Raw genomic sequence first — 12,084 nt, 5'->3', positions numbered from 1 at the left:
CCCAGCCCCTCCCTTCCAGGGAGGGGAGCAATTCGTCGCGTTTCGCGTGAATGTCGATCCGGCCTAGAACCTTCGTCGTCGTCCCCGCGCAGGCGGGAACGACGAAATTTCTGGCGGCTAACGCTACGCTCAATCCCCCTTCGACGTCAGCGGCGGCGTCTGCTGATGCTGGACCACCGTCCACACGCCATGTTCGATCCAGCGATAGGTCGACGTGCAATAGGCCAGATACGCCTCGCCGCCCTTATGCGCCTCCGCCTTGTACGCGACGACAATCAGCCCCTCCTGCGGCCGCGCGACCTGCCGTTCGGTCAGCGACACCTGTTCCCAGCGCGGCGTGTCCTTCACCGCATCGATCGCTTGGCGGCCGGTGAACACGAACGGCGGCGTCGGCAGCACCATCAGGCATTCGTCGTCGACCGATTCCTCGTAATGCGCCGCGTCGGCGGTCCACAGGCTTTCCTCAAAACTCCAGATGCGATCGTCGTCCACGCCGTTTCTCCTTGCGACTCCGCGACCTAGCGCACGACAGCCCAGCCGGTTCCGGCAACGGTCCACCACGCACCCCCCGCCCCGCCGCAACCGCGCTTGCCGAGGCTGTATCAGAACGGTAATACACGGCCGATATCATGGCTTACGATCCCCCGTCCCCGCCCTCCGGCCCGATCGATCCCAGCCGGATCGGGCGCCTGACGACCCCGCTGTCGGGCGATGCGCTGGAGCGGCGACGGCGGCTGACCGCATTCGACGACGCGCTGGCCGATTACGATCGCAGCTTCCCCGGCATGGGCGAAGCGCCGCCGCCACCCCCGCCGCCCGGCCCCGAAGCGCCGCAGACCGCCCGCCGTCGCAAACCGCTGCGCTGGTGGCTGCGCTGGGTCATGCGCGGCTTCGGCATTTTCATCATCCTGCTGGTGATCGCGATCGCGTGGCTGGCGTTCACCGCGCCGCTGTCGAAATCGCTCGAACCACCCGCTCCGCCGTCGATCACGCTGCTCTCGGCCGAGGGCACCCCGATCGCCGAGCGCGGCGCGAATATCGGCAAGCCGGTCGATGCGACCAAGCTGCCCGCGCATGTCGCCGAAGCTTTCATGGCGATCGAGGACCGCCGTTTCCGCACCCATTGGGGCATCGACCCGCGCGGTATCGTCCGCGCGATGTGGACCAATACGCAGGCCGGCGGCGTACGACAGGGCGCGAGCACGATCACGCAACAGCTTGCCAAGAACGCGTTCCTCGATTCGGACCGGACGGCGGCCCGCAAGCTGCGCGAGGTGCTGATCGCCTTCTGGCTGGAGGCATGGCTGACCAAGGACGAGATCCTGTCGCGCTATCTCTCCAACGCCTATTTCGGCGACAATGCGTACGGCCTAGACGCCGCCGCCCGCCATTATTTCAGCCGCGCGCCCAAGGACTTGACCGTCGGACAGGCGGCGATGTTGGCCGGGCTGGTGAAAGCCCCCTCGCGCCTCGCCCCGACCGGCAATCTGAAGGGCGCGCGCGCCCGCCAGGCGGTCGTCGTCGGCGCGATGGAGGATGCCGGCTACCTGACCCCGTCCGAGGCACGCCGGGTGAAACCGGCCGTGCTGCGCGTCACCGGCAACAGCACGCTCCCCTCGGGCACCTATTTCGCCGACTGGGTATTGCCGCAGGCACGCGACCGCGCGGGCGGCATCGGCGCCGATCGCAAGGTCGCGACGACGCTGGAAGTCCGGATGCAGCGCGCCGCCGAACGCGCCGTCCGCAATGCGGGCCTGCGCCAGACGCAGGTCGCGATCGTCGCCATGCGCCCTGACGGCCGCGTCATCGCGATGGTCGGCGGCAAGGATTACCGCAACAGCCCGTTCAACCGCGCGGTACAGGCGCGGCGGCAGCCCGGTTCGACCTTCAAGCTGTTCGTCTATCTCGCCGCCATGCGCTCTGGCCTGACCCCCCAGAGCCAGGTGCTCGACGAACCGGTCACCATCGGCGAATGGAGTCCAAAGAACAGCGACGGGCGCTATCTCGGCACCATCACCCTCGAACGCGCCTTCCAACGCTCCAGCAACGTCGCCGCCGCGCGGCTGACCAAGGAAGTCGGGGTGCGCAACGTCATCCGCGCCGCCCGCGACCTCGGCATCTCGACGCCGATCGCCAACGAAGCCTCGATCGCGCTCGGCACCTCCACGGTATCGCTCTTGGAACTGACCAGCGCCTATGCCGCGATCGCGGCGGGCGAGGCACCGGTCATCCCGCGTGGGCTTGCCGAAAAGGACGAACCGACCTGGCTCGACCGGCTGCGCTCGACCCGCAAGACATTGTCGCGCGACGAGTTGGAGGGGATGCGTACGCTGCTGGCGGCGTCGATCCGACAGGGCACCGGCATCGCCGCCAACCTCCCGGTCGCGGCGTTCGGCAAGACCGGTACGACCCAGGACAATCGCGACGCGCTGTTCGTCGGCTATGCCGGCGGGATCGTCGCGGGGGTGTGGCTGGGCAATGACGACAACAGCACCAATCCCGGGCTGGCCGGCGGTGGCCTCCCCGCCCGCATCTGGCGCGACTTCATGCGACAGGCATTGAACCTGCGCGATCCAGTACCGGTCGCCGCCCCCGAACCCGAACCGATCGATAACGCGATCGATGCGGTACAGGACATGCTCGGCAACCCGTTCGACGCCCCGCCGACGATCCAGGGGCCGGGCTTCGACGTCTCGGTCGACCCCGACGGCCAAGTCCGCTTCGCCCCCAACGACCGCCGCCGCCGCGAGGAAGAACCGCCCGAACCGGACGACCGGAGCCCCCCGGACGAAGAGGAACAATAGGCGCCAACGCCAGCGCGCCAACAACTATCGCCCTCTACTATCGTCGTCCCCGCGCAGGCGGGGACCCATACACGCCACGCCCGCGCTTCCATCATCGACGCCAGCGTCTATGGCCTCCCGCCTCCGCGGGAGGGATGAAGGCAGGGACTGCCCATCCCCCCACTCCCCCCGTCATCCCGGCGAACGCCGGGATTCATGTTTCCCCAAGCACCGAAGCCGTCGCTCATGCGGCACCATGCATCCCGGCCTGCGCCGGGATGACGAAAGAGAGGTCAGCGGCACCGCGCGAAAGTCCCCCCGGTTGACCCCCGCCCCCCGCGCGCCCAAGGCATTGCCATGCGCTTCTTTTCCGACAATGCCGCCCCCGCCTGCCCCGCCGTGCTCGACGCCATCGTCGCCGCCAACGGACAGGACACCGCCTATGATGGCGACCGGCTAAGCGCCCAACTCGACGCCCGCTTCGGCGAACTGTTCGGCTGCGAGGTCGCGGTGCTGTGGGTGCCATCGGGCACCGCCGCCAACTGCCTCGCGCTGACGGCGATGTGCCCACCCCACGGCGGCATCGTCTGCCACCAAGAAGCGCACATTCAGAATGACGAAGGCGGCGCCCCCGAATTCTACACCCATGGCGCCAAGCTGATGCTGCTTGGCAGCGACGGTGCGAAACTCGCGCCGGACACGATCGAGGCGTACCTCGCAACGATCCGCGACGACGTGCATCAGGTACAGCCGCACGCGATCTCGATCACCCAAGCCACCGAAGCCGGCCGTGTCTATACTCCGCAGGAAGTCGCCGCGATCGGCGCGGTCGCCCGCGCGCGCGGTCTGGGCCTGCACATGGACGGCGCGCGGTTCGCCAATGCCGTCACCCATCTCGGCTGCTCGCCCGCCGAGGTGACGTGGAAAGCCGGGGTCGACGCGCTGTCGTTCGGCTTCATCAAGAATGGCGGCATGTCGGCCGAGGCGCTGGTCTTCTTCCGCCCCGAACTGGCGAAGGTCGCCCGCTACCGCCGCAAGCGTGCCGGGTTGCTCGCCTCCAAGGGCCGCTTCCTCGCCGCGCAACTGCTGGCGATGCTCGACGGCGATGTGTGGCTCGCCAACGCTCGCGCGGCCAATGCCGGGGCGGCGATGCTGGCGACGGCGGCCGGCAACCGGCTGGTCCATGCGGTCGAGGCCAACGAGGTCTTCCTGCGGCTGAACGCCGACGAAGCCGCAGCGTTGCGCGCGCAAGGGTTCGACTTCTACGACTGGGGCGTGGGACAGGCGCGGCTGGTCGTCGCATGGGATCAGGATGCGGCGGCCGTGCGCCCGCTGGCGGAGGCGATCGCGGCATTATGACCGACACCCCCCGTTCGGCGACGCCGGCGGTACTGATCCCGTTCGGCATCGTCACTCTGATCTGGGGATCGACATGGATCGTGATCCGCGATCAGCTGGGCATCGTGCCGCCGTCATGGTCGGTGACCTATCGCTTCCTGATCGCCGGTCTCGTCATGCTGCTTTGGGCGTGGCAGCGCGGCGACCGGATTGCCGTCGACCGGCGCGGGCTGTTCTTCGCGGCCGGACTCGGCCTTGCCCAATTCTGCCTCAACTTCAATTTCGTCTACCGCTCCGAACAATATGTCACCTCGGGGCTGGTCGCGCTGATGTACGCGCTGTTGATCGTGCCCAATTCGATCCTCGCGCGCATCTTTCTCGGCCAGCGCATGGGCCGGCAATTGCTGGTCGGATCGGCGATCGCACTGGCCGGTGTCGCATTGTTGTTCGTGCATGAAGCGCGTGAGCATCCCGAAAACGGCGCGGCGGTGCTGATCGGCCTCGGCATCGCGCTGGCCGGCGTCTTCTCCGCCTCGGTCGCCAACGTCATGCAGGCGACCCCGACCGCCAAAGCCTATCCGATGGTGCCGCTGCTCGGGATCGCGATGCTGATCGGCGCGGCAATGGACGCGACCTACGCCACGCTGACCGTCGGCGCGCCGGTGTTCGACTGGCGCTGGTCCTATGTTGGCGGACTATTCTATCTCGGCATCGTCGCCTCGGCAGTCGCCTTCACCCTGTATTTCGGGCTGATCCGCACGATCGGCCCGGCCAAGGCGGCATATAACGGCGTCGTCGTGCCGGTCATCGCGATGCTGTTGTCAACTTTGTTCGAAGATTATCGCTGGTCGCCGCTCGCGGGCGCCGGCGCGCTGCTGGCGCTGGCCGGGCTGGTGGTGGCGCTCAAGGCGCGCAGGCCGAACCGGTAATCGGGGTAATCGGGCGTCCAGCCCAGCAATCGCTTCGCCTTGCCATTCGCCACCCGCCGGTTCTCACCATAAAAGGCGCGGGCCATCGGACTGAGCGTTTCCAGCGCGACGAACGGCGGTGGCTCGACCCCCAACAAGCGCGCCGCATATTCGACGACCTCATTCTGCGAGGCCGGCAGATCATCGGATAAATTATACGAACCGGCCGGTGCGGACAGTCCGTACGCGACACCTTTGGCAACATCCGCGACATGCACCCGGCTGAACACCTGCCCCGGGGAATCGACCCGATGCGCCTGCCCCGCCGCCACCCGCTCCAGCGGCGACCGCCCCGGCCCGTAAATCCCCGGCAGCCGGAACACCCGCGCGCCCAACCCCAGCCACGCCGCATCCGCCGCATTACGGTTGCCCCGCCGCCCGGCAATCGGCGCGCTCTCATCGACCCAGCCGCCCTCGGCATCGCCATAGACACCGGTCGACGACAGATAAGCCAGCGTCGGCCCCGCCAGTACATCCCGGTAGTTGGTTAGCACCGGATCACCCTCGCCATCGGGCGGCACGCTCGACAGGATCGCGGTCGCCTGGGCCGCCTCGAACCGCACCCGATCGCGGTCGCCGAACGCAATACTGCCGTCCCGCCCGTCCCGCGTCGTGCCCACGACCCGCCACCCCCGCGTCTCCAGTCGCGCCGCGATCGCCCGCGACGTATAGCCCATGCCGAAGACCAGCAGCCGGCTCATTTCGCCCCGTAACCGTCGTACAACACGCCGAAATAATCGCCCTTGTTCCACCGCGGCCGCGCATCCGCGTTCGCGAGGTCGAGCGCGATGTCGTGGTTGATCGCCACGAACACCCGCCCCGCCGTCCAGTCGAACTTCTGGTTCATATCGTCACCCGGCTGGTGATAGCGCTTCTCCAGAAAGTCCGCGACCGCTGCCTTGCCCGGCCCCTTCCACCCGGTGTCGAGCGACACCGACGGCACGCCTGCCTTGACGAAGCTGTAATGGTCCGACCGGACGAAGATCGCCTCTTCAGGCTCCGGATCGGGGCTGAGCGCGATGCCGCGCTTGCCCGCCGCGCGCGCCACGGCTTCCGCGACGGTCGAATGGTCCGCCCCGATCGCGACCATGTCCTGAAAGCGGTAGGACAGGATCGGCATGTCCAGATTGACGTCGGCGACGATCGATCCTTTGGGCACCGTCGGGTTCATCGCGAAATATTCGCTGCCGATCAGCCCCTTCTCCTCCGCCGTCACGCTGACGAAGATCAGGCTGCGGCGCGGTTTGCGCGGATCGGCGGCGAACTGCTTCGCGACCTCGATCATCGCCGCCGTGCCGACGCCATTGTCCATCGCGCCGTTATTGATGCGGTCGGCACCCTTGGGGAGCGTCGGATCGGTCGACACGCCGATATGGTCGAGATGCGCCGACAGCGCGACATATTGGTCGCGGAGCGCCGGATCGCTGCCCGGAAGGATGCCGACGACGTTGCTGCTGTCGAACCGTCTGGTCGTCGAACGCTGCCGCGTCGTCACTCGCACCCCGGTCGCCCCGCGCGGCACCGGCGTGCCGGCGGCTTCCGCCTTCAGCACCGCCGGCCAGTCGATCGCCGATCCCGTGAACAGCTTGGCCGCACCCGACGCGCTCAGCCACCCGATCGACGGCGCGGCGGCCCCGGCGACCTGCGCCCGCCCGTCCTTGCCGACCCAGGTCATGCGCGGGCTGCGATACATCGACATCAGATAGCTGAACGGATAGCGTTTCGATTGTTCGTCAGTCTCGATCTGGATCACGCCAATCGCGCCATGCGCCGCCGCATTGGCGCGCTTGGTATCACCACTGCCCAAATGCGCACGGACCTCGCTCGGCAGCTTGGGCGGCGCGCCGTAGAGATAGGCGACGATCCTGCCGCGCACGTCCAGCCCGGCATAATCGTCGATGCCGTTGGCGGTATCGGTCACGCCCTGCCCGACGAACACCACCTCGCCCGACCGCCGCAGATCGGGTTCGAGGAAGCTGGTCGAGGTCAGGTAATCACTACCGAAGGTCAGCGCCGGGCGCCCCGCCGCCGTCATCCGCCCCTTCCCCGCCGGGACTGCCGAGATCAGCGGCACGCGTTGCAGATAGCCGCCATTGTCGCCGCCCGGCTGCAATCCGGCGGCGCGCATCTGGTTTGCGACATAGGCGGCGGCGCGATCATATTCGGGGGTACCGGGTTCGCGCCCCTTCATGTCGTCGGCGGCGAGGAACGCGACATGCGCCCGCATCGCCGCCTCTTCCGGGGTGAGCGGGGCAGTCTGGGCGAGCGCGCCGGTCGATGCCAGCAACAGTGCGAGCGGGATAAGGCGCATGGGAGTCCTTGTTACATCATTTAGGTCAGATCGAGCTTAAGTTCCCTCGACGCGGGACGACTGTTCTATCTGCTATCGTCACTCCCGCGGAGGCGGGAGTCCATATGCGCTAGCGTCGCAAATCCAGCCGGAACGTCAGCGGTTATGGATTCCCGCCTGCGCGGGAATAACGGAAATTTACGATCGTCGCTGAACGTTGATCGGCCCTGGAAATCGTCATCCCGGTGAAGGCCGGCGGATGGGGGGAGCGCGGCGGCTCCCCGCGTCTTACTTCGCGCCGTACCCGTTATACAGCGTGCCGAAGAAATCACCCTTGTTCCACGCCGGACGCGCGGGGGCGTCGGCGATGTCGCGGGCGATCTGATAATTGACGTTGATGAAGCGTTCGCCCGATTCCCAGTCGATCGGCGGGCCCTGCACCACTTCGTCGGACGGCTTGTGGTAATTGTTGGCGAAGAACGCATCGACCGCCGCCTTGCCCGGTCCCGACGTGCCCGGCCACAGGAAGACCGACGGCACGCCCTGCTGCACGAAGCGATAATGGTCGGACCGCACGAACAGCGCCATTTCCGGCATCGGATCGGGCGAGAAGCTCACCCCCGCCGTCGCCGCCGCGCGCTTCACGATATCGCCCAGGCTCGACCGGACCGCGCCGAAGGCGATGACGTCGGTAAACTTGTAGGTGATGATCGGCATGTCGAGATTGACGTCGGCGACGATCCGCGCCTTCTCGATCGTCGGATTGTTCGCGAAGTAATCGGAGCCGACCAGCCCCTTTTCCTCGGCGGTGACCGCAAGGAACAGGATCGAGCGGCGCGGCGCCTTGCCCGCTGCCTTGAAGCGCTTGGCCTCCTCGATCAGCGAGGCGATGCCCACCGCATTGTCCATCGCACCGTTATAGATGGTGTCGCCCTTCGCATTGGGGGCACCCACACCGACATGGTCGAGATGCGCCGACAGCACCACGGTCTCCGCCGCAACCGACGGGTCGCTGCCCGGCAGGATACCCGCGACATTGTAGCTCGGCAACGGTGTGATCTTGGTCTTGAGCGCCACCGTCATGGTCGGCTTCAGCGCCACCGCGCGGAACTTGCCCTTGCCCGACAGCGCCGCCGCCGCCTTCGCCCAGCTCGTGCCCGATCCTGCGAACAGCTTTTCCGCGCCCGCCGCACCGATGGTGGCGATGGTCGGTACGCCGCCACCCATCACATGGCCGACGCCGTCCTTCTCCGCCCAGCTGACGCTCGGGCTGTCATAACTCGCTGCACTCTTCGACAGCGGCGAACGCTGAGCCGCCTCGGGCGTCTGGAGCGCAATCACCGCCACCGCGCTCTTGGCCTTCGCGATCGCCGCCTTGGTAGCGATGCCGCCGAAATGCGCCGCTTCCTCGCTGTCGAGGCCGTTGGGCGCGCCGCGCACCACCGCCACGATCTTGCCGCGCACATCGACGCCGGCATAATCGTCGCGACCCGGGCGGACGATGCCGTATCCAACATAGACGACCTTGCCCTCGATCATCGATTCCGGCGCCTGCGGGTTGATGCCGGGCAGATAGTCTTCGCCAAAAGTCAGCAGCTGGCCGTTCAGGCTTACCTGCCCCTTGTCGGCGGCGTTCATGCGGATCAGCGGCACGTTCTGCAGATAGCTGCCGTCATCGCCCGCCGGACGCAGCCCCGCCGCATAGAATTGTGACGCGACATAATTGGCGGCGATATCATATTCGGGCGACCCGGCATCGCGCCCGCGCATCGCGTCGCTGGCAAGGAACATGACATGCGCCTTCATCGCCGCCTGTGCCGCGGGCAGTTCCGCATTCACTTCTGTATTACGTGCAGCCAACTCGGCGGCGGTGGGGGCAGGAGCCGGGGCCTGCGGCGCATCTTGCGCAATTCCGGCGGTGCTGATGAGAAGACCGAGCAACAAGGCTGGACGGAACATTGGAATCCTTCGACAAGCGACCATAGATACAGGCGTAGCCAATGGCGTGGCCCCACGCAACGACGGCAACAACGCGACGGGAACGGGTGAAAAGATGATGGTCGATGCGATGCGTACCCCCACGGCCCCGCCCGTCATCCGCCGCAGCGATTATCGTCCGCCCGAATGGCATGTGCCGGATATCGCCCTCCAATTCGATCTCGACCCACGCGGCACGCGGGTGCGCGCGACGCTGTCGGTCGAACGCCGTGGCACGGGACCGTTGCGCCTCGACGGTGACGGACTGACACCCGTGTCGGTCGCGGTCGATGGCACGCCACGCAACGACTGGCGGCTGGAGGACGGCGCGCTGGTCCTCGACCTGCCCGGCGATGCCCATGAAATCACGACCGAGGTCGTGATCGAGCCGCAGGCCAATACCCAGTTGATGGGCCTGTACGCATCGGGCGGAAATCTGTGCACCCAGTGCGAGGCGGAAGGGTTCCGCCGCATCACCTTCTTCCCCGACCGCCCCGATATCCTCAGCCGCTACCGGGTGACGATGACGGCGGACAAGGCGCGCTTCCCGGTGCTGCTGGCGAACGGCGATCCGGTCGCGTCGGGCGATCTGGCGGACGGGCGGCACTGGGCGGAATGGTCCGACCCCTTCCCCAAGCCCTGCTATCTCTTCGCGCTGGTCGCGGGCGATCTGGTCGCCAATCGTGCGCAGTTCGTCACCGCATCGGGCCGCGAGGTCGAACTCGGCATCTGGGTCCGTGCACCCGACCTCGCCAAGACCGACCATGCGATGCGCGCGCTGAAAACGTCGATGGCGTGGGACGAGCGCGTCTATGGCCGCGAATATGACCTCGACGTGTTCAACATCGTCGCGGTCGACGATTTCAATTTCGGGGCGATGGAAAACAAGGGGCTGAACATCTTCAACAGCCGCTACATCCTCGCCGACCCCGATACCGCGACCGATTACGACTATGACGGCATCGCCGCCGTCGTCGCCCACGAATATTTCCACAACTGGTCGGGCAACCGCGTCACCTGTCGCGACTGGTTCCAGCTGTCGCTGAAGGAGGGCTTCACGGTCCTGCGCGACCAGCAATTCTCCGCCGATCAGGGGTCGGCAGCGGTCAAGCGGATCGAGGATGTCCGCAGCTTGCGCGCGTCGCAGTTTCCTGAGGATGCCGGCCCGCTGGCGCATCCGATCCGGCCCGATGCGTATCAGGAAATCAGCAACTTCTACACCGCGACCATCTATAACAAGGGGGCCGAGGTCGTTCGCATGATCGCGACGATTCTGGGCGAGACCGCGTTCCGGGCCGGCACCGACCTGTATTTCAGCCGCCATGACGGGACCGCCGCGACCTGCGAGGATTTCGTGGTGGCGATGGAGGATGCGTCGGGCGTCGACCTGACCCGCTTCCGCCACTGGTACGAACAGGCCGGCACTCCGCGCGTCGTCGCGACGCTGGCGCACGAAGCCGGCGGCGGTCGCGCGACGCTGTCGCTGACGCAGACCGTGCCGCCGACACCGGGCCAATCGACCAAGCTGCCGATGGTGCTGCCGCTCAAGGTCCGGCTGTTCGGCGCGGAAACCGGCCGCCCCTTAAGCGAGGAACAACTGCTCCTGCTCGACGAGGAACAGGGTTCGATCACCTTCGAAACGGTCACCGAACGCCCGGTCCTGTCGATCAATCGCGGCTTTTCGGCGCCGGTGATCGTCGAGACCGATCGCGGATCGGCCGACTTGGCGTTCCTCAGTGCGCAGGACGACGACCCCTTCGCCCGCTACGAAGCGATGCAGCAACTGATGCTCGACACGCTGGTTGCTTCGGTCGCCACCGGGCATGGCGACCATGCGGCGGTGATCGAGGCGGTTGGCAACACGCTGGCCGACGACCGTCTCGACCGGGCGTTCATCGCCGAAGCGGTACTGCTCCCCTCCGACAGCTTCATCGGCGACCAGATGGGCGTGGTCGATCCCGACGCGATCTTTGCTGCTCGCGAGGCGCTACGCGCCGATATCGGCCAAGCGCTGCTGGTCGAATGGCGCGCCGCCTATGCCGGGACCGAGGCGGACGGGTTCGAATACAGCCCCGATGCCAAGGGCAAGCGGCGGCTGCGCACCGTCGCGCTCGGCTATATCGCGGCGTCGGGGGCCAGCTACGCCGACGACATCGCCTTTGCCCAGTTCCGGCAGGCCGACAACATGACCGATCGGCAGGGCGCGCTGATGACGCTGGTCAATTCGGATTCGGACAGCCGCATCGCCGCGCTCGACATCTTCTACAACCGGTACCGCGACAACGCGCTGGTGCTCGACAAATGGTTCACGACGCAGGCGCTGTCGACACGCGCCGATGCGTTCGAACAGGTCGCGGACCTTGCCGGCCACCGCGATTTCACGCTGACCAATCCCAACCGCGCCCGCGCGCTGATCGGCGCGTTCAGCATGAACCAGAAGGCGTTCCACCGCGCCGACGGCGCCGGCTACCGTTTCCTGGCCGACCAGTTGATCGCGCTCGACCGGATCAATCCGCAGACCGCTGCCAAAATGCTGCCGCCGCTGGGGCGCTGGCGGCGGTTCGACCGGGCGCGGGGAGCGTTGATGCGCGCCGAACTGGAGCGGATCCTGTCGGTGCCGGGCCTGTCGAAGGATATGCTCGAACAGGTGGGCAAGTCGCTGAACTGATCCCCGCCGGGCGAAACGGATCTTGGCCGCACCAATTGTTAAACTCCCGCGGCTAAGCCA

At 67.0% G+C, this 12,084-nt stretch carries 8 protein-coding genes; 4 read left to right on the top strand and 4 right to left on the bottom strand.

Translation table 11 applies throughout. The features are described from left to right. Positions 1-129 precede the first annotated feature (129 nt). Positions 130-492, bottom strand: a complete 363-nt coding sequence (locus tag ASE59_RS05465; protein ID WP_056453326.1) for a hypothetical protein — start codon at positions 490-492, stop codon at positions 130-132. A gap of 293 nt (positions 493-785) precedes the next feature. Here ASE59_RS05465 and ASE59_RS05460 point away from each other — a divergent pair, with 293 nt between their 5' ends. The 3 genes from ASE59_RS05460 to ASE59_RS05450 all read left to right on the top strand — a co-directional run bounded on the left by ASE59_RS05460 (position 786) and on the right by ASE59_RS05450 (position 5,050). Then, complete coding sequence (locus ASE59_RS05460) at positions 786-2,804, top strand: transglycosylase domain-containing protein (protein WP_156359893.1); 2,019 nt, start codon at positions 786-788, stop codon at positions 2,802-2,804. A 336-nt stretch (positions 2,805-3,140) separates the two neighbouring features. Then, positions 3,141-4,142, top strand: coding sequence for a threonine aldolase family protein (locus ASE59_RS05455; RefSeq protein WP_056453320.1), 1,002 nt, complete (start codon positions 3,141-3,143; stop codon positions 4,140-4,142). Next, entirely contained in the window at positions 4,139-5,050 is a 912-nt protein-coding gene (locus tag ASE59_RS05450; RefSeq protein ID WP_056453317.1) for a DMT family transporter, read from the top strand. The genes ASE59_RS05455 and ASE59_RS05450 overlap by 4 nt, the downstream gene beginning before the upstream one ends. Here the strand turns inward: ASE59_RS05450 and ASE59_RS05445 are convergent. The 3 genes from ASE59_RS05445 to ASE59_RS05435 all read right to left on the bottom strand — a co-directional run bounded on the left by ASE59_RS05445 (position 4,960) and on the right by ASE59_RS05435 (position 9,338). Next, positions 4,960-5,790, bottom strand: coding sequence for a hypothetical protein (locus ASE59_RS05445; protein ID WP_056453314.1), 831 nt, complete (start codon positions 5,788-5,790; stop codon positions 4,960-4,962). The two genes, ASE59_RS05450 and ASE59_RS05445, sit on opposite strands and share 91 nt — an antisense overlap. Continuing rightward, a complete protein-coding gene (locus ASE59_RS05440; RefSeq protein WP_056453311.1) occupies positions 5,787-7,400 on the bottom strand; it encodes a M28 family metallopeptidase in 1,614 nt (537 codons plus the stop codon). The genes ASE59_RS05445 and ASE59_RS05440 overlap by 4 nt, the downstream gene beginning before the upstream one ends. A 267-nt stretch (positions 7,401-7,667) precedes the next feature. Next, the gene (locus tag ASE59_RS05435) at positions 7,668-9,338 is read right to left on the bottom strand and encodes a M20/M25/M40 family metallo-hydrolase (protein WP_082458114.1); all 1,671 of its coding nucleotides are present in this window, start codon (positions 9,336-9,338) and stop codon (positions 7,668-7,670) included. A 97-nt stretch (positions 9,339-9,435) separates the two neighbouring features. On the opposite strand from ASE59_RS05435, the gene pepN reads away from it, so the two are divergent. Continuing rightward, positions 9,436-12,024: an aminopeptidase N gene (gene pepN, locus ASE59_RS05430; RefSeq protein ID WP_056453537.1), complete on the top strand. Its 2,589-nt coding sequence runs from the start codon at positions 9,436-9,438 to the stop codon at positions 12,022-12,024. The last annotated feature ends 60 nt before the right edge of the window (positions 12,025-12,084 follow it).

The organism is Sphingomonas sp. Leaf10, assembly GCF_001421245.1.
In the GTDB taxonomy this organism is placed as follows: Bacteria; Pseudomonadota; Alphaproteobacteria; order Sphingomonadales; family Sphingomonadaceae; genus Sphingomonas.
The sequence above is the reverse complement of the archived record's forward strand: the minus strand, read 5'-3'. Positions and strand labels throughout refer to the sequence as shown.